This is a genomic window from Clostridium akagii DSM 12554, assembly GCF_000686725.1.
GTDB classification, from domain to species: Bacteria; Bacillota; Clostridia; order Clostridiales; family Clostridiaceae; genus Clostridium_I; species Clostridium_I akagii.
Map to the genome: position 1 here is coordinate 48,590 of NZ_JMLK01000020.1, position 21,927 is coordinate 70,516.

Below are 21,927 nucleotides of genomic sequence, written 5' to 3' on the forward strand. Positions count from 1 at the left end.
GCAAAGTAATCCATTCATAAAAACTTTAATGTTATTTTAATCTAATAACATTAATATAACATTAAATATACATTAAATACATTTAGCAATAAAAAGGAGTTGAAATTGGTTCTTATGAAACTAATAAGTTAGTATAAATATGAACCTTATTATTATGAAATTAAAAAAAATCATATTTATAATTATTGTTATAGCTTTAATATTATTTGGAATGTTTCACCAATTGAATCCTTCATCAATAAATAATAGTGCTACCGTTAAGATTACAATACCTGAGGGATATACTAGTGAACAAATTGGTCAAGCTTTACAAAAATCAGGATTAGTTACAGAAAAAGATTTTATGAAAGAAGTTACTAGCTGGACAAACAATAATTACTGGTTTCTAAATGGTGTGCCCAATGACACACACAAATTGGATGGTTTCTTATATCCTGCTACCTATTCTTTTTCAAAAAATGAATCTAGTAAAATGATTATAAATGAAATGCTCAAAGCTTTTGACTCAAATATACAACCCGATAAAAATTATATAATTAAGAATAACCTAAATATAAGAAGTATTGTAGTCACAGCTTCTTTGATAGAGAAAGAAGCCTCAAAGGATGTGGATAGACCAAAGATAGCAAGTGTTATTTATAATAGACTAGCTAAAAAAATGCCATTACAAATAGATGCAACTATCCTTTATGTAATTGGCCATAAGGCTAAACTTTATAATAAAGACTTAACAATAAAATCCCCATATAACACCTATATAAATAAAGGATTGCCACCATCACCAATATGCAATCCAGGAACTAAGTCAATAAATGCTGCCATCTATCCTGCAAAAACTGATTATCTTTATTATGTGCTGAATAGCAAGACTAACCAGCACGTATTTTCTAAAACATATACTGAACAGATTGGAAATGTAGCTTTATATATTAAATAAAAAAACTTCTTATCATAATAATTTGGTATTAAATTTCCAAATTTTTATGATAAAAAGTACTTTAATGTGATTTATGCAATTTTTTCTATAGCATCTAAAAACAAGGTTTGTATTATTTTGTTTTTCCGCCTTCAATTACAATTTGATCAGCGGTAACATTTGCTGGGAAACTTGACTTTAATGTATCATTAAAATCTTTATGGAAGAATTGTTCATCATTTAATTTACCTTTAATTAATCCATTTACATAGCTTAATAATTCTTTATTACCCTTTTTAACAGCACCAGCTATATAATCTTTGCTACCTAATTCTTTTATACCAACTACATAACCAGGATTCTTTTTTGCCCATGAAAGTAGTAATGTATTATCTTGTGCAAAGGCAGCGGTTCTACCAGAAATTAAAGCTTGATAACCATCTGTAATAGCATCTATTTTTACCAATTTTACATCTGGTGCATTTTTGGAGAAATATGTATCCCCCGTAGTTCCTGTATTAACAGCTAATGTTTTACCCTTTAAATCATCCACAGAATTTATAGGTGCTTTTTCACTTGAAACCACGCCTAGAGAAACTTTTTCATAAGGTAATGTAAAATCTACATTTTTAGCTCTTTCATCTGTAACTGTAAAATCTGCAAGCATTAAGTCTACTTTGCCTGTTTGCAAATATGGTACTCTGTTAGCTGGGGTCATAGATACCCATGTGATTTTACTTTCACTGCCAAGCAATTCTTTTGCAATTCTTTTACCAAGGTCTACATCATAGCCTTTAAAACTTCCATCAGCATCTTGATAGCAAAAAGGTGCATCGTCTGAAAAAATACCTATTTTTATTGTACCTGCTTTCTTAATTGCCGATAATGAACTAGGTGCATCATTTGTTGTTTTGCTTGTATTTGAAGAACATCCTGTAAATCCTACCAGCATTATAAGTGAAATTGCCATAATAAATTTTTTCATTTTTTAGTCTCCCCTATTATAAATTTATATAAAAATATTTAAAACATTTTATTATAGTACATAAGCATCAGTATCATCTAAATTTAGAAATCTTCTTGCTTCTATAGTTCTTGGCGAATGGAAAAATTTATCTGGCGTATTTATTTCTAGAATTTTTCCTTTTTCCATAAATATTATTTTATCAGCTACTTTTTCTGCAAATGCCATTTCATGTGTAACCACAATCATAGTAAGCCCTTCTTCTTTTACTCCTTTAATTACGTCTAGAACTTCTCTTACCATTTCCGGATCTAATGCAGCAGTAACTTCATCAAACAAGATTATTTCGGGATTCATGGAAAGAGCTCTACAAATAGCTACTCTTTGTTTTTGTCCACCAGATAGTTCCCGGGGATAAGCTAATTTCTTTTCTAATAGACTTACTCTTTCTAAAAGTTTTAAAGCCTCTTTTGTGGCATCCTCTTTGCTTTTTTTTTCTACTTTCATAGGACCTAAAATGATATTATTTAAAACATTCATATGTGGAAACAAATCGTAGCTTTGAAATACCATTCCTATTTTTTTTCTTACCTCACTCCAATGCTTATATTTAGCATTAGGTTTTGTAATTAAGGTTTCATTTAAATAAATTTCTCCACCTTGAATTTGTTCTAATCCGTTAATACATCTTAAAAGTGTTGATTTTCCACAACCAGAACGACCTAATATAGCAATTACTTCGCCTTTTTCTACATCATAGCTAATGTCATCAAGTACAAGATTCTCTTTAAATGATTTTTTTAGATTTTTTACACTTAGCAGCATATCTTCCCCCCTGGTGTGAATATTTTTTATAATACTGAAACTTTTTTCTCTAAATATTTTGAAAGTAATGATAAAGGATAACAAGTAATAAAATATATAACTAGAAGGAAAAGGTACATAGTTAAAGATATATAACTATTAGGGTTGCTGTTATATACAACCTGTATAATATTTTGCGATACTTTTAATACTTCTGGCACACCTATTAAAAAAACCAAGGTAGTAGTTTTTATAAGACGAGTTGCCAAATTAACTATAGATGGTGTAATCCTTATTATTATTTGCGGCAAAAGTACATATATGTACATTTGTATTTTTGTAAGTCCTAAAGCTGCACTTGATTCATACTGACTTTTTGGTAAACTCTGCAAATAACTTCTTACTAAATCAGCTATTTCAAATGTACCCCATAATGTGAAAACTACAATTGATATAACTATATTATCAGTTTGTATATTAAATATATAAGACACTCCGAAAAAGAATACAAACAACCAAATTAGGGGATGGATTAATCTAAATGCTTCTAATAATATTTTTAATGGAACATTTATTAATTTATTTTTAGAAGTCATCATTACACCAATTATAAATCCTAAAAAGATAGATAATATCAACGCAATAATGGATATTTTTATAGTTATTGCATAACCATCCATTAGCATCGGAAAGGCTTTTATTATGTAATCAATGCCCGAATTCTGCAAAGCGCACCTTCCTTTCTAACATAGAAAATACATGTGTCATTGGTATTAAAATAACTAAATAGGAAATAGTCATCAGTATAATAACAGGAACAATAAGGTCTGCACGTAAACTTATAATGTCAAAAGCTTGATAAACTATTTCTGGTAGCAAAATTATTTTCATAGTAGAAACTTCTTTAGTTAAAAATATAGAATTGTTGTTTATAGCGGCGATTGAAATGGAGATGGATTGAGGAAAAATAAGATATCTTATTGTATCAAATCTTGATAACCCTATTGCCATTGCCAGTTCTTTTTCATTTTTTGAAATTGCTTTCATACCAGAATAAATAGCTTCACACATGTATGCTCCTCCTAAGAGAGAAAGTACTATTACTGAACAAGCAAAACTATCTAACTGCACAAATATTTTAGGTAATCCGTAAAAAATAAAGTAAGCTTGTATTAATGAAGGTGTATTCCTAAAAAATTCAACATAAATATAGATAATGGTTTTTACAACAGGTATTTTATAAAATAAGGCAGTGCTACATGTAAGTCCTATAATAAAAGCTATTATAATAGATATAAATGCCACCTCTATTGTTATCAATGAGGCTTTTGCAAATATACCAACTAGATCAAAAGTATTGTTTATCTCCATATAACCTCCTAAATAGCATATTCAAAGTATTCCTCTACGTTTGGTATGTTTATATTGTAATTAATAACTTTAACTTTGTCAACTAAATTTTAGGATGTGATCAAATAAATTTTTGACTTAAATGGACCATGATTTATATGAAAAATAGAGATACTCTTATAAAGTGTAATAATATTTTTGTTAATGAAAAAAATGTAGAGATGCCAAGGCCATTATGCCTTGATATCTCTACATTTATTTTTACTCTTACAAAGAATCTAAACTCTCCCTACTGATTACATATTCTTTTCGGCAATTTCAGCAAGAGGACTTCTCTCTACTTGTTCTAATGTAACGTGTCCAGTTATATCAAATGGTTTCATTTTTTCAATAGCATATACCAATCCATTTGATTTCTCGTCTACAAGAATGTTATCAATCTGATTATCCGTTGGATCACCAATAAAAACAAATTTAGACCCAAAACCCGCTCTTGTAAGCATAAGTTTTGCTAAATGAGGAGTAGTTTGCTGAGCTTCATCTACAATAACTAAAGCATCTGTTAACGTTCTTCCTCTCATATAGGTAAAAGTTTTAGTTTCAATAACACCACTTTTCTTGAATTGGTCAATAAAATCATCCACTGAAATTTCAGGTTTATTTAATTCAATATTATCACTTTTTTTAGGCTTTTTAGTCTTTGTTTTTTCTTTTTTATTAAAATCTTTAAAATCCATTAAACTTTCAATTGCATCATAAAAACTACCCATCCACGGACGCAATTTTTCCTCTTCAGTTCCAGGTAAATATCCAATATCATCACCAGCAGGTACAACTGGTTTTACAAAAATAATTCTTCTGTATAATCCTTGTTCAATTACACTTTGTAGTGCAACCGCAGTTGAAAGAATTGTTTTTCCTGAACCTGCTCCGCCAGAAATAGTCACAAAGTTTATATCTGGGTCCATGAGTAATTCAAATGCCATTCTTTGCTCTTTATTTATAGGTCTAAGTCCCCATGCAAGGTCATTCTCATATTTTAAGGGAATTATTTTCTTTCCATCGAATTTAGCCAAAACATCTAATTCTGAATCATCCTTTGTTTTTATTGTAATAAATTCATTGGGGTATATTGAATTAGTCATATCTTTAGGTAGAAACAATCCGCCTGAATATATTTCAGATATTTCTTCTTCACTTAAAATCATTTCAGTATTGCCTTTATATAATTCATCTATGTTAATTTTATCATTTTCATAATCCTGAGTTATTATTCCTAATGCATCACTTTTAATGGCCATATATAGATCCTTGGTAACCAAAATCGTCTGGATTTTATCATCATCGGAAGCTATATTTTTTGCTATTGCTAGTATCTTAGTATCATTTTTGGAAAATTCAAAGCCATTAGGTAAGCAAGTAGTATCACTATGATTCAATTCTATTTTTAAGGTTCCTCCTGACGGCAATTTTACGCCTTCATGTAGATTACCTAGTTTTCTTATATTGTTTAGTTCTCTTGCAGCAATTCGTGCATGATAACCAACAATACCTTCTCTTTTTTTGAGATTATCCAGCTCTTCAATACATATTATTGGAATGATTATATTATTATCTTGAAAATTATATACGAAATTAGGATCGTGCACCATAACGTTAGTGTCAATTATATAATTTTTAATCATTTTAGTATCTCCATTAAGCCTTAAAATATTAAAACAAGCTTAATAAAGACTCACCCCCTTTAATATTAAATTAATATATTGGAATTCTAAAAAATATAGTACTTCGCTTATATTATATTATGTTAATGTAAACTTTATATATGCTTTGTGTTAAAAATACGTATAAACTTGATTTTTAACGTATTTAAAATAAGAAATTTTGAATGAAAATAGATATGAAGTAAAAGATAGTTTTTCTCAGATTGATGCTTTTGATGGAGAAGGCTTAAAATTGATGAAGTAGCAAATGATGGAGCAAATCACATATTAAAACCATATGGAGGTAATCCTCTTATATCGAAACTAACTATAAAAGCTGAAGAATCAAACTGTTAGCTTTAGCAATATATATTGTTGACTAGGAAACAAAAAAGGAATATAATTTAGTTATTAAATAAAGTATAGAGAGAAGGATATAATTTATGAAACTTATAGCTATATGTGGTAGTGCAAGAAAACAAGGTAATACCTCAAAAATGTTACATCAAGTAATTGAAGGCGCAAAATCAGTAGGAGCTGAAACTGAATTTGTAAATCTTTTTGATCTTAACTACAAAGGCTGTACCAGTTGTTATGCTTGTAAATTGAAAAACAGTAAATCTTATGGACATTGTATGCAAAATGATGAACTTAAGCCCTTATTTGAACGTATTGAACAATCAGATGCAATTGTTATTGGCTCCCCTATTTATTATGGAAATCTATCAGGCCAAATGCGTTCATTTACAGATAGATTGCTTTTCCAATATCTTGATTATGGGGCTAGAGGTACAGGTCCTAAACCCAAAAACTTTAAAACAGCGCTGATAACAACAATGAATGGGAGTGATGAGGATTGTATTGAGAGAGGTGTTAAAGATACTTTAAATGTTTTAACAGAAATATTTAGTCATACATTGGGTAATTGTGAATTACTAAATTTGACTAATACCGTTATGTTTGACGATTATTCAAAGTACGTTTATGAGATGCCGGATATAGAAGAAAAATCAAATCGCGTCGAAAAAATAGCAGCTGAGAATTTGCAAAAATCATTTAATTTAGGAGTCAGACTAGTTAAATCGTAATATATAATAATAGGAATGAAAAAGTAATCATAGTATGTGTTTGACAAACATTATCTATTGCAAAATATCACATTCAATATGTATAAGCATATGATAAGGTATGAGCATTTTACAGATTTTATTTTTGATGCTCATAGGAGGATGAATTAATTTTATGAATTCAATAAATGATTACAATTGCACTGACAGATCCAAAATATGTTGTTCACATACGGAACCAGGTAAAGCTATTCTAAAATGTGCAACAGGTGGTGCTGGACCTTTACCCCTTATTACATTAGGCAGTTTAACAGCGCCTATACCTATAGTGAGTGTTACTGTGGACACTGCAAAATTATGCAATCCTGCAGTAAGATTGATTTTTACTTCTCAAATTAATATTCCTGTAGCTGTAGCTGTTACATTAAACTTTACTATAATTAAATCCTGTGATGGAGGTGCACCTCAACAAATTGGAGGTACGTACACTTATTCATTGGCTGTTGGAGTAATTGAATCTGTATCTTTTGATTTTCAGTTATGCGATTTTGGTTGTTGTGAAAGATGTTGTACTTACACAGTTCAACTTGCACCAACTACTTTGACAGCTGGTATTGGCGTAACGATAACGAATGCCACTATTACTGCACTTGCTGTAGACGGTTTATCTGAATAATATTCAATTTTTTATTATTATATTTGAAAGCGTATAATATTAGAATGGTGTAGATATGAATACTTAAATACTCCTTATTTATTAGATGTGCTATTAAGTACATCTTTTTTATGCAAAAAATATGGCTTGCTCCTTACTATCCAATTCACCCTTTATTTTTTTCTTACTGCAAAAATTAGCACTTCACCCAATCATTAATAAAAGCTTCTGTTTTCTTAATTAGTTCTTCCTATATCCTTAGCGTGGGTTTTGTCGCTTTAGCTAGTGAGACCCCAGCTATGAATAATATTAAAAGTAAAGATGAATGGGTGGAAATGGGAATGCCTATAAATATGAATCAAGAAGAAATTAACTATCTTAACTGTCTTTTTATTCTTTCTAATTGTATCTCTAGATACATTGTCTTCACTTTTATCTCTAACCTTATGTGGCATATCCAAATCTTTACCACGCAAAATATACAAAAACTCTTTATTATCTTCAACAGTAATAGCTGTATCCTCTTCAAAAAGTTCCTTAATTAATGGCGCTACTTTAATTAAGGAATTAAATATTTCTTCCATTTTGTTTCATATTTTAAAATATTGTTGAGAAAGCTAACCTTATCAGTGCCTTTCTTTTAAATCTTCTTTTTTATTTAAGTATTTATTCTAAATTTTCTCCATTTGTTGCAATAACTTTTTTGTACCAATAAAAGCTCTTCTTCGGTGTTCTGCTAAGATCTCCGTTACCATCATTGTCTTTATCCACATATATAAATCCATAACGCTTCTTCATTTCCCCTGTGGAAGCACTTACTAAATCTATACATCCCCACATAGTATATCCCATAAGTTCAACACCATCTTTAACGGCTTCCTCCATTTGAACTATATGATCTCTTAGGTAATCTATGCGATAATCATCACTTATTGTTCCATCTTTGTTAACTATATCTGCAGCGCCTAATCCATTTTCAACTACCATAACTGGAATTTGATATCTGTCATAAATATTATTTAAGGTCCATCTTAACCCCTTAGGGTCGATTGCCCATCCCCAGTCAGAAACTTTTAAATATGGATTTTTAACTCCCCCAAATATATTACCTTCACCCTCTTCTACATTAGGATCTGAGCTTACAACTGAAGACATATAATAACTGAATGAATAAAAGTCTACACATCCTTCTTTTAGTATCTCTGTGTCCCCTTCTTCCATTACAATTTTAATCTTCTTCTCATCAAAATAACGTGCTGCAAATTTGGGGTAGTATCCTCTTACCTGAACATCACCACATAACATATTACTTATTTGATCTTTATTCTGTGCTAATAATATGTCATCTGGATTACATGTATTTGGATAGGAACACATATATGCAATCATACATCCTATTTTAAAATTTGGATTGATCTCATGACCTAGTTTCACTGCTTCTGCACTGGCAATAAATTGATGATGTAAAGCTTGAAATCTTATTTTGTCTGTATTTTCATCTTTCTCTGCTATTATTCCACCAGCCATAAATGTTCCAAATGGTAGTGTTAGGCAGTTAATTTCATTAAAGGTCAACCAATACTTTACTTTATCTTTATATCTTTTAAATATAACCTCACAATACCTTACGTAACATTCTATTACCTCTCTAGATCCCCATCCATTATATTTTTCAGTTAAACCAAACGGCATTTCATAGTGAGAAATAGTCACTAATGGCTCAATATTGTTTTTTCTTAATTCATCAAATACATCATCATAAAATTTTAGCCCTTCCTCATTTGGTTCTAATTCATAACCCTTTGGAAATATTCTTGACCAAGCAATAGACATCCTAAAAGTTTTAAATCCCATTTCTCCAAACATTTTTATATCTTCTTTATAATGTCCGTAAAAATCAATAGCCTCATGACTTGGATAATATGTTTTTTCTTCTAAAACAGGTGTGATACGTCTTGGCACAGTATGTGTACCCCCAGTCATCATATCTGAAGTACTTGCCCCCTTGCCCTCCTTATTCCATCCACCTTCAAACTGATTTGCTGCCGTCGCTCCACCCCATAAAAAATCGTCTTGCATTTTCATATTCATATACCTCCATTTTTTCCCTATCTTAAGCAAACTCTTCTTAAAATCCATTCTATGGTAGCCTTAAGATTTAGGTTATCGATTTGAAATTAATTTATTAATCTTGTTTCTTTGCTATGACATTCAATTCTCTATTAATCGCACTTAATAACTCTTTTGGTATATTAAACCTTGAACGCTTAGACATACTATCTATAGTCATTAACCCTTTCATTACCTTGAATTGTTGACTTTTAGCCACTTCACCAAAGTATTTCCTAAATACCTCTTTTGCCTGTTCATTTTCATAAAGTTTTTCTATAGTATCAAATGTAGAATAATAACCTTCTTTAATAGCCACTTCTTGAACATTTGATAAATCAAACTTTTCAAACCAGTTAACTACATGTTTTTCGTCTTCATGCTTCAAGAGGATGTAACTTTCATCAATTTCTTTAACATGATTTAAAATCATCTCATCGCTGTAAATATTTCCAGCATCATCAAAAGCCTCTACTTTAATTATGTTTTTTCCTAAAGTCAATTTAATGTCATTAAACTTTTTCATTGGCTCACTAGTATTAATTTCACTTATAAATTGATTATTCAAGTAAAGCTTAACATTCTCTAGATTAGAAAGTACTACTATATCATTTAACTCTTTATGCCTATTAACAAATCTGCTACCAGCTAATTTAACAAAAGAATTCTTTGACCAGTAAGCTTTATATAAATAAAATGTATCTTTTTTAATCTTTCTATCTATTGTTACTAATCCCTTTTGATTTCTTCCCTTTTCTCCACCTTCATTTCTAATTTCACTACCAAAATCAAACATAGCCCATACATATCCACCCAAAACAAAAGCTCTCTCATTGAATGTTTTAAGAGCATTATTATGGAAAAGCAGTTGATATTCTTCAGTATAATCCTTCACAACTGGATTATATGAATGTAACTTAGGATTAGTGTCAACTCCATATTCTGTAACCATAACTGGGATATCAGGTCTTGTCTTATGGAATTCATCCAATCTCTTTTCTAAATCCCGAATTTCCTTGTAATACCAGCCATAATATAGATTGTATCCAACAATATCAGTTAACTCATTTAAGGAACTTTCATTTGCTACAGAATGAATATTTGCCTGTGCTATAAACCTGCTTGAATCTAATTTTCTAGCCATATGAGAAAGTTCTTTTACCATTTCATAAATGGTTTCATTTTCTATTGCTATAGTAATTTCATTTTGGACACCCCAGCAATATATAGAACTGTGATTATATGCTTGTTTAATTAATCTTTCTAATTGATCCTTCGCATTTTTATTCTCTTTATCAGAGGTGGTTGGCACGCTAATAAAAGGAATCTCTGCCCATACTAATATGCCTTCACGATCACAAAGCGTATAAAAATAGTCATTATGTTGATAATGAGAAAGCCTTATGCTGTTTGCACCAATTTCTTTTATAATTGACATATCTAAATCCATATGTTCTTTTGTTAAAGCATTACCAACCCCTGCAAAATCCTGATGACGGCTAACTCCATTTAATTTAATGGCTTTTCCATTTAAAAACACACCTTTATCTGGGGTAATTTCTATTGTTCTAAACCCAACTTCTATAGTTTTTTTATCATATATCTTATCTTCATAATATAGTTCAGCTTCTAATCTATAAAGATAAGGGTTTTCTAATCCTTCCCAAAGATTTGGCTTAGCAATCTCTTCTACTAAGCAAAATTCAGTTTCTTTTAAAACCTTAACATCAAGTATTTTGCTAAATACTATTTTTTCTTCCTTACTAATAAGCTTAAATTGAATTTTTCCTTCTTTAGGATCAGATAATTCGTTTACAATCTTGCCATTTATCTTTAATTCAAAAATATCTTTGTCAATATTTCTTTGTGTTAAATATATACCATCTTTCCCATTGTCCATTAAATTGAAATGAAGTGCTTCTGAAATTATAAGCTTCACTTCACGATATAGACCACCATAAAACGAGAAATCAGCCATCAACGGATATATATCATCATGGCTGCTGTTGTCTACCATAATGGAAATTAGGTTTTCTCCAGCTTTCAAAAAAGGATTTAAAAACACTCTGAACATTGAAAACCCACATTCACTACCCCCGGCCAATTGTCCATTTATATATACTTTGCAAATAATTGAAGCTGCACCTATTTCTAAAAAAGTAAATTTATTTATATCTTCATTACTGATATTTAACTTTCTTTGATAACAGCATTCTCCCTTAAACATTCCATCCCCACTTTGTCCATCTATAGCATTAAAGCAATGAGGTAAAGTTATATGCTCTCCATTATCAATTTCCTTTTCTATACAAAATTCATTATTCCCTTTGGTAAATAACCAATTATCACTTAAATTTAATACTCTCATTATATATCCTCCTTGTTTATAATTAAATTTGAACCACCATTTATATAAGTGGCGGCTCAAACTAAGTTGAAATCAAATAAATATATACAACAGATTTTATTCTGCTAAAGTCTTTTGTTCTATTTTATAAGCCTCATTATCTGCCTTTCTAAAGAATGGGTACCAAACTAGCATAGATAAAAGCGCAAGCGCAACTTGAAGTGCAGCTATTTTCCAACTTCCTTCCATCAAACCATTAAGTATAATTGGCATTCCACTCATTGGTGCCATTCCAGCAACTCTGGGAACTATTCCTATAACCGTTAAAACATAAGCAATTGTTAGATTAATTCCATTCATAAATACAAATGGTATAAAAAATCTAAAATTGAAAACTAGAGGTGTACCAAAAACTAGTGGTTCACTAATTCCGAAAAGAGCTGGTACCGCTGTTAGTTTTCCTAAAGTTTTATACTGCTTACTTCTAGCTACAAACAGCATAAGAATTGCAAATCCAATTGCACTACCTGACATTGTATAAGTACTTACAAAAGCACGTCCTGTTATATTGGGAAGTGCCTGCCCTGCTGAATAAGCAGATAATTGCATAGCATCCATTGCAGTAAATATTGGAAGGACAACAGAATAAATTACCAATGTTCCATGAATACCTGCGAACCATAATAGTTGTGCAAGCGTCCATAAAATTACTACACTCACAATATTTCCACCAACACCTTGCAATGGGGTTTGAATAAAATTATATATAAATTGATGCATAGTTCCAAAATGAGTTGAAGAAAAAACTGTTGAAACAGTTAAAAATACAATAATAGCTGCAAATGCAGGAATTAAACTACTAAAGCTACTAGCTACTACTGGTGGTACACTTTCTGGCATCTTAATAGTAAAGCCTTTTTGCTTAATATATATATATATTCTAGTTGATACTAAACTTATAATAATAGCAGAGAAAATTCCTGCTGCACCTAACCACTGCATGGTAATTGTAGTAACTCCTTTATTTGTAGTAAACGGTGTCACTATGAAAAAACATACTAGTGCTATTAATGCTGGAACAACAGGATCTTCTTTATACTGTTTTGCATAGCTGCAAGCTATAGTTACCACAAATACTACTGCTAAGAAGTTTGTTGAAAATGTTATTGCTACATTTAAAGCATGTGCAATTCCAGAAAAAGCAATAAAACTTTTCCATACAGGTATTGGTAAGTTTAAAAATAATGCAGCAAATGCTCCTAAAAGTATAATAGGCATCGCTGCCATCATTCCTCCAGAAATACCATTGGATACCTTACTTTTTTGAATTTGATTTAAGATCGGAGCTGCTTTCTTAGCTATATCTTTTACATTGAATTTTGACATAATTATATCCCCCTTTAGAAATAGTTATATTAACATATCCTAGTTAATAAATTAATCAAGCAACGCAAGAGCATCTTGCAATACTTTCTCACCATTCATTGTTCCATAATCCATCATGTTTATCACTGCAACCTTAATACCCTTTGGTTCATATTGTGCTTTTAAATCTTCTTCTAAATATGCAATTTGTGGTCCTAAAAGTAAAACATCTGTAGGCTCTTCATATTCTTCAAATTTTGCTTCTGACATTGCAATAATTTTTGCTTCAATCCCTTGTTTTTTTGCACTGGTTTGCATCTTAACCATTAACATACTTGTTGACATTCCTGCTGCACATACTAAAGTTATATATTTCATGATTTTATCCTCCAAAAGTTTATTATTTTCTGAATTCTTCATACATGGCAATCATTTCTTTAGCTAAATCACGTACTGTCATAGCATTCATCAAATGATCTTGTGCATGTACCATGAGCAAACTAACCTGCACATGAGCTCCTGTAGCTTCATTTTGAATTAAATTAGTTTGAAAATCATGAGCTTTACCTAAAGATTCATTAGCTTGTTTTATTTTTTCCTCTGCTAGTTCTAAATCACCTGTTTTAGCTGCTCTAATGGCCTCCATTGATTTACTTCTAGCATCACCAGAATTTACTATGAGTTCCATAACTATTTGTTCCTCAGATGTCATATCCATTTTTTCACCTTCCGTTTAAATTATTTAATGAGTGTTATACTTTATATATAGCAATTTCCATGCCAATCCTTATTTTCTTATATTTTTTTTTATAAATCTCTTCTTCCTCTATGTTCAAAGGTTTAAGAGTATAAAAAAAGTTTTCAAAAAGCTTTTATGTGTTTTGCTTTTTGAAAACTTTTTAAAACACATTAATCATGTGTTTTATATTCATCTACTTTTCATATTAAAGAGATTCATAAGAAAACATATCTCATCCTCTGAAATAATAATTGTATACTTAGTATTTAGTGATATACATCGATTTTTAATTAATCTATACAATTCTAGATTTTCTTCTATATAACCCTCTTTGTCTGGATATTTTTCTTCCAGTTCTTCATTACCACATAATCTATCAATCATGCAAGCCATATGGAGTGTTATTCCTATAAGTGCATTGGAAGTTAATTTTATGTTCAATGTTTCTCTAACAACTCTACAAAATGTTTTTATATCCTTAAGAACTGTCTTTCCATCAATATTCTTTAATTGATGATCTAATGTTTCCGACATCTTAGCATAGGTTCTTTCCCTATTTATTAGATCTTGTATTTCATCAATTGAAGTTCCTTCAACAATATCATCTAATGTAAACTGCATATAATCAACTTCTAATTCAAAAGGACTAACTAGACATATTATCTCATATTTATATGAGAGTTTTTCCAATCTTTCATATATACTTTCTTTACCTATAAAGTTAATAGGCACAATATCCAATAAATCACTCTCAAACTTAAGTACTCTACCCAATATATTTTTCATTGTTTTAGCACTACCCTCTCCAGTAGTACATACTGTTATTATTGCAAGTTTTTTTTCTTCACCTACATCTGGTATATAGTCTAGTACATTATTATCATATAAGTTATTAACCTCTAATGTTTCTTTATAAATTTCATCTAATGTATAACCTATCATGGCTTTTCTAGTAGCTTCAATGCAATGAAGCGTACTTACTAAAGGAATTGTTCTTGTTTTTAACTCAAATTCTTTTTCTATTTCGTTGCCAAATGTTGTTAATGAACCCATATCTACTAAAAACAAAATATCTTCCTTAATATCATTTTGTAGAATATATTCTTTTGTTTTTTTTAATATAATTTTTGGTTTTTCTTCTATTGGAGCATTTATGCCCTTGGCATATTTTGTTCCTAAAAGCCCATTTACCGCGTCAGCCATAGATGTGGCTGTGCTCATTCCATGGGCTATAATTATTACCCTTACATTATTATGTACATTGCTTATTTTTTTATCAGGATAAATTAAAAACATTGTTATAAATCCAGCTTCATCCATTGGCATACTAATATCAATGGATTGCTCTATTATCTTTAAAGCATCTACTGCTATATTGAATTCTTTATTATGTTCTTTTCGTATGGCATTTAATCTTGGATTCTCAATTTTTATATTTCTTCTAATTCTGTCTATAGAATTATTAATATGTACAGATAAACCATAGTATATTTGCTTATGAAGCTTTGATTTTAATTCTTGTTCACAAAAATTAATTACCTTTTCAATAACCTTCATGATATGTGGTTCTATGATGTTTTCTATATTTGTTGTATCTATCTTATCAGTGAATTTATTCATATATTTTTTAAAGTAATCTTCTATTTCTTCATCAATTTCTGCTTCAAATTGTGTTCCATTTATACCTCTTGTTTTAAGTTCTCTAGTTTTCGTGTCTAGCATTCCATAAATACTTTTATCTTTATCGCTTTTTTCAAAAACTAAATCTTCTTCATTTTTATCAAAAATATAATACCTCTTGTTTATATCAATTAGTTTTGTCCATAGTTGTCTGTGTTCTATTTCTTTATATAATCCTTCACTTACATATGAAGGTAAATCTAAACTATTTATTTTTATATCATCTTTTCTATTGGATAAAAAGTCTGCATAGGCCTTCGCACAGGCAAGCTGTATATCAGACTTTAACTGACCCACATTATTTTTACATTCATAGGATAAAAAAGCCTTTATGGAATTTATAGATACCTTAAGACTCTTACCAAGTCTTCCTGACTCCTCAATCATAAATTGTTTTATAAGATTGAGCCTTTCCCCCATCTCTCTGTCTCTTAATGGAGGGATAGTTATTACCATTGGAATTCTTCTAGTAAATGTCTTCAGCAAATTTGTATTAGGATCTTCCGTAGTTGCTGTTATTATAAGAACCCTTGCCTCTCTTTCACTATCTGTCTCGCCAAGCCTTCTATATACACCTTTATCTATAAAATTGAAAAACATTTCTTGGCCTTCCGCTGGAAGTCTATGAACTTCATCTAAAAAAAGAATTCCTCCATCCGCCTTTTCTAATAATCCAACCTTATCTGAATCTGCACCAGTATATGCCCCTTTTTTAACCCCAAATAATTGCCCAAGTAATAATTGTGGATTATTGGCATAATCTGCACAATTAAATGTTACAAATGGACTATTTTCACTTTTTGTTCCCCTTTCAATAGCATATTTATGTATCAATCCTGCAAATGTAGATTTACCTACTCCAGTTTCTCCAAGTAACAATATATTCATTCCATTGGGCGGATACAATATAGCGGCATTAGCCTGTTCAATTGCAGAATACAAACTAGGGTTTGTTCCTGCAAATTTATTTATTATTGACATACTTTGCTTACTTACTTCTTTTATTGGTTTAAAGAGCTTTGGTTTCCCTTTAATCTTTAAAACGTTTTCAGATTCTACAAGTCTATTTAAATCATTACTTACATTAGCTCTACTCAGATTTAATGATTCTGCAATTTCTGATGTGGTAATGCCATTTTGATTATTCTCACTTAGTTCTATAAGTTTTTCAAATATTACATCTATTCTCTTCATGCTTGATCCCCCATATAAATTCATCTTTTATAATTGCTTTTTTACTTGTTAAGTGAATCATTTCTATTTTAATCCTTATTAATACTTTTTGTACAGTTTTATATTATGGGAAAAAAAAGGAGCTGCTACATTAGGGATTTTTAAAATCGCTAATGTAGCAGCTCTTCATTTTTATTTGTTTATTTTAATTTTCCTGATCGGATGTCATCAGTCATACCTTTATAAGGTGCTTTTGATATTAATTTTTCATTATCAACACCTGCATTCTCTAAAAATGTTATATCAGCAAATTCTGGAACAACATATTTTGGATATGTATCATATTTTTCCCTTGATTCTTTCATCAAATCAATATAATCATTTTGATAACAAACTGTGATTTCAGGGTGTTCATGAACCCACTTTGGGAAGAAGATAATACCGTGCATTCTTTTTTCATTTGGCATAAAGTTCAAGGCAACGTCCGTTCCTGTTGGTTCTGTCCACGAAACTTTATAAACGCCTTCTATTAGCTTCACAATATCAACTTCTTGGTCACGAACCCAACGACCGGCAACCATTCCACTGTGAATACGATAATCAATTGTATGTTCATTTTTAATATAGATTTCGTATTCCCATCCATTTTCATAAGTATAAATCATATGACTTCCTACAAATTTTTTCACTTAAAATTCCTTCTTTCATTTTTATGTGTATAACATCTTCTCTTATTTATTAACCATAGTTAATGATAGCGTAAATACAAACATGTCAATTATGACATGTTTGTATTATATAATATTATGATATAATAAGTCAATACTTGATTATAATATTATAACTAAGAAAGAAGGATTTTTATGAGAATATTGAAATACGCCATTCTAGGCTTAGTTGATAAGGGGAACTTGAGTGGTTATGATATTACCAACTGCTTTCAAGAAGAGATTGGACATTTTTGGAGTGCAACCCACAGTCAAATATATCCTGAGCTTAAAAAATTGACCCAGGAGGGATTCATTCAATTTGAAACCCTTATCCAAGGTGTAAAGCTGGAGAAGAAAATGTATTCTATCACAACTCTCGGTAGGCGAGAACTCCATCAATGGCTAGTCCACTCAATGATAATTCCACAAACTTTGAAAGATGCATTTATGCTTAAAGCCTATTTTTTCTCAGCAATGGATCTTGATGAAGCCGAGCAGCAATTTTCTGATCAATTGAAAATGCGTAGTGAAAAGCTTGCTTATTTGAATGAACGAATGAATGTCTTGCAAAATAATGATGATTTTAATTTATCTCCAAAATCCCAGCATTTCGGTAATTACTTGGTACTAACTAGGGCAATTGAAAGGGAACAAGGTTACACTTCATGGCTGAAGAATTCTCTCGCTTTGATGGAGCAAGGAAAAGAATAATCATGGGAACCCATTTTCACTTTATAACCCATTTTACAAAAAACAGTATAAAGCTTGTAACCGTTGAGGCTACAAGCTTTATACTGGTGCTCCCGAAGTGATTTGAACACTCGACCTACTGATTACGAATCACTATTTTTATAATTTCTACTTAATTTTATAAATTTCAATAAGCTCTCAAATATTGATTTTAAAAGGTTCATAGCCTTCTTATGATTTTACATGTTTAAATATATTTTATAATTTTGCCAACAAAAATGCCAACAACATCAAAGAGCATACACATTCATAAAAATTGGCGGAGAAAGAGGGCTTATAATCACTAAAGTCAGCAATTCATTTAATATCAATGTATTGCTGACTTTTAAATTTATTTTTATTACAATTATTACTACGTTGTCAGTATATCTTAAAAACCATATTATAAATAATTAAACTCAAATAATATTAATTTTTTGAATTTGATTACTAATTTTAGTTCTTCTGTGTACATTAGTAGCAAAATTATCATTCTATTCCTACTGCTTACTTTATCTCGATTCTGAATATAGAACAGCAACCTCTCAACTTGTTTCTCTAAAAATACTTCTACCTGTTTTTCTGGACCAAAGGCTCCCTTCCTTCTGTCTTTTCTAAGGTCTACTACAATTTCCTCTGTATAATTATTTTTCATTAGAAATCCATTGAAAGATTGTAGCCAATTAATTTTCTTGTTGATGGTAGCTGCTACATAGTTATTTTCAACCAGATAGTTTCTGTAGCTTTTTATGTGAAATCTTCTTAACTCACCTCTGAATTCTACTCCCATTTTCCTTAGATACTTGATAAATCCTAAAATATCTCCTACATAACTTTGTACTGTATTAGCACTCTTTCCATCCTCAAATAAATTAGTTTTGAATTGTTCTACTAACATCATCATTGAAAATCATCCTTTCATTATTATTTTTAAGCATAGTAAAAAGACTAACAAAGGAATCTATTATCAAATGTTAGTCTTGATTTTTTTATATTTAGGTTGTAGCTAGGACGTATTTGGGTGCATTTAGTTCATAACAAACTGTTGTTACATCTAGCTTTGGTCGCAAGGGCGTAGTTTCAAACAACTTTATTTTATTATTTAGTATTTTTTCTATAGCTTATTTTTATTGAACCTTTTGATGAAATATACACCTCTGACAAGATAGTGCCAGCTGGAACTGCAAACAATTCTCCCCCATTGCATATTTCTAAGAATTTTTTATAATTAATCTGTATACTTTATAACTCGATTTAAACCATCATACTGACGAGTTATTGTTCCTTGTGCATCTGTCACCGTAAGTACATTTCCATTTTTATCGTAGGTATAACTTGTTGTGCCTTCAGCATCGGTAAAACTAGCAATCCTTCCTGCTGCATCATAAGTATAGTCTCTTTTTTGTCCTCTTGCATTTTTAAGTTCTGAACCTAAATTTAAAGCATTATAAGTATAAGTTATTTTCCCACTTGATGGAGTGCTTTCAGATGTCTTTCTTCCAGCATTATCATAAGTATAATTTGTTGCTCCTCCAGCTGCTCCAGTAAGAGCTGCAATATTACCTGTTTACGAATGGTTGTAGTATTTCCAAGGGCATCTGTCAATCTGGTTCTTTTATTATTCCCATCGTAAGTATAAGTAGTTATATTCCCATTTAGATCCTTTTTAGTAAGAATGTTACCATGTATATCATAGGTATAGCTTGTTACATTTCCCATTTTGTCAGTTTCACTTAAAAGGTTCCCTTGTGGATCATATGCATAAGTTATTGCCTTTCCTAATGAATCTGTTAAAGAATTAAGTCTCCACCCTGAATCATAATTATAAGTACTTGTATTTCCTGAAGCATCTGTTTCTGTCTTTAATTTGTTGTTAGCATAATAAGTATCAGTAGTTACTCCTCCACTTGGACTTGTTGTAGTTAGAACATTACCAGCTGCATCATAAGTATATTTTGTAACATTCCCACTTGCATCATAGATAAAGCTTGTCACATTCCTATTTGCATCCGTTTCACTGGTAACTTTTCCTATCGGATTATATGTATAGGTTGTCGCTCCACCGTTCGGATACTTTTGTGTCTTAACTAGACCATTTTCATATGTATATGTATAAGTATATTTATTTGATTCTACATCTTTTTCTATTAATAATCCATTTTCGCCATAAGTATATGTTGTCTTTGTTCCCCTTGTATCAACCATTGAAGTTACACGATTATTACTATCATAAGTATATACAATAGTTGAATTATTAGGATTTGTTTGAGTCAGTATATTTCCTTTCAAATCATATGTATAGGTAGTTACCGCACCCATCTGATCTGTTGAAGTTAATAAATTATTATCATTATCATATGTTTTATTAGATACTCCACCATTTGGGTCCGTTTCACTAGTTTCATTTCCATTTTGATCATAAGTATATTTTTCTGTATCACCATTTTGATCTGTTGTAGAAATTAATTGATTTTTACTATCAAATATATTTTTTAAAATTTTGTTATTCCTATCAGTAATAGTAACAATAGTCTCACCACTAACAGAAGTAGTATCATAGTCAAAATATGTTAAGCCATTACCTGATACCCCATCATCCTGTGTTATAATTTTTCCATCAATATTATAAGTATCGCTGAAGTAACTATCACCATCAGTACCTGTAAGTATATGACCATCGCTATCATAGGAATAGACAGTCTTTTTTGAATTTGGATCTGTTACGCCTACGAGACACTTATTAGAATTATAATCAAAAGTAACGCTTCTATCGGATTGATCAGATACACTACTAACTAAACCAGATGTATTGTAGTTTATAGTTAATGATTTTTTAGATATAGGTTCGTTTACACTGATACTTCCATCATCGTTATACAATACATTTAATGCCATACCAGTCTTATCTATAATTTGTATAAGTCTACCACTATTATCAAACCTAAAGGTTTTCTCATTATTGCAATTTAAAATGTAACTGCCATCATCATTTTTAGTCAATATGTAATTTTCCTTGCCAAGCGAATTACAAGTATACGTATTGTCAGAACCAGCTTGGAGCATAAAAACATTATATGAAGAAGGGGTGAAATAATAGTAAATCGAACCATCACTTTTTTGTTAAAGATGCGTTTCATATTGATTGTAGCAACCTCTACCCATCTTTCCCATAGACAATTTTGTAGAATCATAGCTTATATTGAAAGAAAGATCTTGAGCTCCTTTAACATCCAGTACATCATTGCTAATTTTATGAGCGCCGGTATCGGTATTTACTGGATCAGCCCATAAAGCCTCAGAAGATAAGTCTGAAGGCATTTTATCTTCTGAAGGACTAGGTGCTGGCGGATATGTATTGTAAAAGATTTGCATATCACTTGGGCAACCTAAAAAGACACTCGTTCCCATTTGGGGAGCTAAACCTTCAAAATATACTGTTTTTAAGTTCCTACAGTTACTGAATGCTAAACTTCCTACATTTGTCACACTTTCAGGTATTGAAACGCTTGTTAATCCACTACATCCATAAAATGTAAAACTTCCTATACTTGTTACACCCTCTGGTATCGATACACTCTGCAAACTGCTACAATTCTCAAATGCATTACTTGCAACG

At 30.5% G+C, this 21,927-nt stretch carries 21 protein-coding genes; 4 read left to right on the forward strand and 17 right to left on the reverse strand.

Annotation, left to right across the window (positions count from 1 at the left end):
* The first annotated feature begins 154 nt into the window (after positions 1–154).
* Complete coding sequence (gene mltG, locus BR66_RS0111640; protein ID WP_242841153.1) at positions 155–937, forward strand: endolytic transglycosylase MltG; 783 nt, start codon at positions 155–157, stop codon at positions 935–937.
* A gap of 112 nt (positions 938–1,049) precedes the next feature.
* Here the strand turns inward: mltG and BR66_RS0111645 are convergent, their stop codons facing one another.
* The 5 genes from BR66_RS0111645 to BR66_RS0111665 all read right to left on the reverse strand — a co-directional run bounded on the left by BR66_RS0111645 (position 1,050) and on the right by BR66_RS0111665 (position 5,719).
* Positions 1,050–1,901: a transporter substrate-binding domain-containing protein gene (locus tag BR66_RS0111645; RefSeq protein WP_026883096.1), complete on the reverse strand. Its 852-nt coding sequence runs from the start codon at positions 1,899–1,901 to the stop codon at positions 1,050–1,052.
* 51 nt (positions 1,902–1,952) lie between these two features.
* Positions 1,953–2,705 (reverse strand): amino acid ABC transporter ATP-binding protein, encoded by a 753-nt coding sequence (locus BR66_RS0111650; protein WP_026883097.1) that lies wholly within the window; start codon positions 2,703–2,705, stop codon positions 1,953–1,955.
* Positions 2,706–2,731: 26 nt separating this feature from the next.
* Entirely contained in the window at positions 2,732–3,412 is a 681-nt protein-coding gene (locus BR66_RS0111655) for an amino acid ABC transporter permease (protein WP_026883098.1), read from the reverse strand.
* The gene (locus BR66_RS0111660) at positions 3,393–4,055 is read right to left on the reverse strand and encodes an amino acid ABC transporter permease (RefSeq protein WP_026883099.1); all 663 of its coding nucleotides are present in this window, start codon (positions 4,053–4,055) and stop codon (positions 3,393–3,395) included. Before BR66_RS0111660 ends, BR66_RS0111655 begins: the two co-directional genes overlap by 20 nt.
* A gap of 275 nt (positions 4,056–4,330) precedes the next feature.
* On the reverse strand, positions 4,331–5,719 hold the full coding sequence (locus BR66_RS0111665) for a PhoH family protein (RefSeq protein WP_026883100.1): 1,389 nt from the start codon (positions 5,717–5,719) through the stop codon (positions 4,331–4,333).
* Between the two features lie 461 nt (positions 5,720–6,180).
* Between BR66_RS0111665 and BR66_RS0111670 the strand changes: the two genes are divergently transcribed.
* Positions 6,181–6,825: a flavodoxin family protein gene (locus tag BR66_RS0111670; protein WP_026883101.1), complete on the forward strand. Its 645-nt coding sequence runs from the start codon at positions 6,181–6,183 to the stop codon at positions 6,823–6,825.
* Positions 6,826–6,979: 154 nt separating this feature from the next.
* A complete protein-coding gene (locus tag BR66_RS23715) occupies positions 6,980–7,480 on the forward strand; it encodes a DUF4489 domain-containing protein (RefSeq protein ID WP_051624209.1) in 501 nt (166 codons plus the stop codon).
* Between the two features lie 257 nt (positions 7,481–7,737).
* Here BR66_RS23715 and BR66_RS0111680 read toward each other — a convergent pair whose 3' ends face one another.
* The 8 genes from BR66_RS0111680 to BR66_RS0111715 all read right to left on the reverse strand — a co-directional run bounded on the left by BR66_RS0111680 (position 7,738) and on the right by BR66_RS0111715 (position 17,561).
* The gene (locus tag BR66_RS0111680; RefSeq protein ID WP_026883102.1) at positions 7,738–8,043 is read right to left on the reverse strand and encodes a hypothetical protein; all 306 of its coding nucleotides are present in this window, start codon (positions 8,041–8,043) and stop codon (positions 7,738–7,740) included.
* A gap of 82 nt (positions 8,044–8,125) precedes the next feature.
* Positions 8,126–9,544 (reverse strand): glycoside hydrolase family 1 protein, encoded by a 1,419-nt coding sequence (locus tag BR66_RS0111685; RefSeq protein WP_026883103.1) that lies wholly within the window; start codon positions 9,542–9,544, stop codon positions 8,126–8,128.
* Positions 9,545–9,644: 100 nt separating this feature from the next.
* Entirely contained in the window at positions 9,645–11,936 is a 2,292-nt protein-coding gene (locus BR66_RS0111690; RefSeq protein ID WP_026883104.1) for a glycoside hydrolase family 2 protein, read from the reverse strand.
* Between the two features lie 96 nt (positions 11,937–12,032).
* Positions 12,033–13,301, reverse strand: coding sequence for a PTS sugar transporter subunit IIC (locus BR66_RS0111695; RefSeq protein WP_026883105.1), 1,269 nt, complete (start codon positions 13,299–13,301; stop codon positions 12,033–12,035).
* Positions 13,302–13,352: 51 nt separating this feature from the next.
* The gene (locus BR66_RS0111700; protein ID WP_026883106.1) at positions 13,353–13,658 is read right to left on the reverse strand and encodes a PTS sugar transporter subunit IIB; all 306 of its coding nucleotides are present in this window, start codon (positions 13,656–13,658) and stop codon (positions 13,353–13,355) included.
* Positions 13,659–13,680: 22 nt separating this feature from the next.
* Positions 13,681–13,998, reverse strand: a complete 318-nt coding sequence (locus BR66_RS0111705; protein ID WP_026883107.1) for a PTS lactose/cellobiose transporter subunit IIA — start codon at positions 13,996–13,998, stop codon at positions 13,681–13,683.
* A gap of 210 nt (positions 13,999–14,208) precedes the next feature.
* The gene (locus BR66_RS0111710; protein WP_026883108.1) at positions 14,209–16,893 is read right to left on the reverse strand and encodes a sigma-54-dependent transcriptional regulator; all 2,685 of its coding nucleotides are present in this window, start codon (positions 16,891–16,893) and stop codon (positions 14,209–14,211) included.
* A 179-nt stretch (positions 16,894–17,072) separates the two neighbouring features.
* Positions 17,073–17,561: a phenolic acid decarboxylase gene (locus BR66_RS0111715; protein WP_026883109.1), complete on the reverse strand. Its 489-nt coding sequence runs from the start codon at positions 17,559–17,561 to the stop codon at positions 17,073–17,075.
* Between the two features lie 174 nt (positions 17,562–17,735).
* Here BR66_RS0111715 and BR66_RS0111720 point away from each other — a divergent pair, with 174 nt between their 5' ends.
* Positions 17,736–18,293, forward strand: coding sequence for a PadR family transcriptional regulator (locus tag BR66_RS0111720; protein WP_026883110.1), 558 nt, complete (start codon positions 17,736–17,738; stop codon positions 18,291–18,293).
* Positions 18,294–18,714: 421 nt separating this feature from the next.
* Here the strand turns inward: BR66_RS0111720 and BR66_RS23720 are convergent, their stop codons facing one another.
* The 4 genes from BR66_RS23720 to BR66_RS0111745 form a co-directional block, all read right to left on the reverse strand.
* A complete protein-coding gene (locus tag BR66_RS23720; RefSeq protein WP_051624210.1) occupies positions 18,715–19,215 on the reverse strand; it encodes a tyrosine-type recombinase/integrase in 501 nt (166 codons plus the stop codon).
* A 324-nt stretch (positions 19,216–19,539) separates the two neighbouring features.
* Positions 19,540–19,869, reverse strand: a complete 330-nt coding sequence (locus BR66_RS26915) for an RHS repeat domain-containing protein (protein WP_084156501.1) — start codon at positions 19,867–19,869, stop codon at positions 19,540–19,542.
* A complete protein-coding gene (locus BR66_RS0111740) occupies positions 19,770–21,311 on the reverse strand; it encodes an RHS repeat domain-containing protein (protein ID WP_026883111.1) in 1,542 nt (513 codons plus the stop codon). Before BR66_RS0111740 ends, BR66_RS26915 begins: the two co-directional genes overlap by 100 nt.
* Positions 21,312–21,431: 120 nt before the next feature.
* A partial coding sequence (locus BR66_RS0111745) for a leucine-rich repeat domain-containing protein (protein ID WP_026883112.1) occupies positions 21,432–21,927 on the reverse strand: 496 nt, incomplete at its 5' end.

Coding starts and splice junctions, on each gene's coding strand:
- mltG (WP_242841153.1), top strand. CDS start 155: ATGAAATTAAAAAAAATCATATTTATAATTATTGTTATAGCTTTAATA.
- BR66_RS0111645 (WP_026883096.1), bottom strand. CDS start 1,901: ATGAAAAAATTTATTATGGCAATTTCACTTATAATGCTGGTAGGATTT.
- BR66_RS0111650 (WP_026883097.1), bottom strand. CDS start 2,705: ATGCTGCTAAGTGTAAAAAATCTAAAAAAATCATTTAAAGAGAATCTT.
- BR66_RS0111660 (WP_026883099.1), bottom strand. CDS start 4,055: ATGGAGATAAACAATACTTTTGATCTAGTTGGTATATTTGCAAAAGCC.
- BR66_RS0111665 (WP_026883100.1), bottom strand. CDS start 5,719: ATGATTAAAAATTATATAATTGACACTAACGTTATGGTGCACGATCCT.
- BR66_RS0111670 (WP_026883101.1), top strand. CDS start 6,181: ATGAAACTTATAGCTATATGTGGTAGTGCAAGAAAACAAGGTAATACC.
- BR66_RS23715 (WP_051624209.1), top strand. CDS start 6,980: ATGAATTCAATAAATGATTACAATTGCACTGACAGATCCAAAATATGT.
- BR66_RS0111680 (WP_026883102.1), bottom strand. CDS start 8,043: ATGGAAGAAATATTTAATTCCTTAATTAAAGTAGCGCCATTAATTAAG.
- BR66_RS0111685 (WP_026883103.1), bottom strand. CDS start 9,544: ATGAAAATGCAAGACGATTTTTTATGGGGTGGAGCGACGGCAGCAAAT.
- BR66_RS0111690 (WP_026883104.1), bottom strand. CDS start 11,936: ATGAGAGTATTAAATTTAAGTGATAATTGGTTATTTACCAAAGGGAAT.
- BR66_RS0111695 (WP_026883105.1), bottom strand. CDS start 13,301: ATGTCAAAATTCAATGTAAAAGATATAGCTAAGAAAGCAGCTCCGATC.
- BR66_RS0111700 (WP_026883106.1), bottom strand. CDS start 13,658: ATGAAATATATAACTTTAGTATGTGCAGCAGGAATGTCAACAAGTATG.
- BR66_RS0111705 (WP_026883107.1), bottom strand. CDS start 13,998: ATGGATATGACATCTGAGGAACAAATAGTTATGGAACTCATAGTAAAT.
- BR66_RS0111710 (WP_026883108.1), bottom strand. CDS start 16,893: ATGAAGAGAATAGATGTAATATTTGAAAAACTTATAGAACTAAGTGAG.
- BR66_RS0111720 (WP_026883110.1), top strand. CDS start 17,736: ATGAGAATATTGAAATACGCCATTCTAGGCTTAGTTGATAAGGGGAAC.
- BR66_RS23720 (WP_051624210.1), bottom strand. CDS start 19,215: ATGATGATGTTAGTAGAACAATTCAAAACTAATTTATTTGAGGATGGA.